1 pseudogene is annotated in these 330 nt (G+C 70.3%); it reads left to right on the forward strand.

The window, feature by feature from the left end:
- Window positions 1–44 precede the first annotated feature (44 nt).
- Window positions 45–330, forward strand: a pseudogene (locus OP79_RS49295) (sugar phosphate isomerase/epimerase); the annotation flags it as partial.

Consider the following 330-nt stretch of genomic DNA (forward strand, 5'->3'; position numbering starts at 1 on the left):
GGTTCCGCCCGCCGCCTGACCTCCCGTATCCAAGGAGTACGCACATGGCCCTCAAGCTCGGCGCCTACACCGCCTGCCTGCACGACCGCACCCTCACCGGAGCGCTCGACATCCTCAAGGAGAACGGCCTGACCTCGGTGGAGGTCAACACCGGCGGCTTCATCCCCGCCCCGCACTGCCCCGTCGACCTGCTGCTGTCCTCGGCGAAGGCCCGGGAGGAGTACCTGGCCGCCTTCACCGACCGCGGCATGGAGCTCACCGGCCTCAACTGCAACGGCAACCCGCTCAACCCGCTCCCCGGCGTCGGCCCCAAGCACGCCGACGACCTGC

The sequence above is a fragment of the Streptomyces yerevanensis genome (assembly GCF_000716805.1).
In the GTDB taxonomy this organism is placed as follows: Bacteria; Actinomycetota; Actinomycetes; order Streptomycetales; family Streptomycetaceae; genus Streptomyces; species Streptomyces flaveus.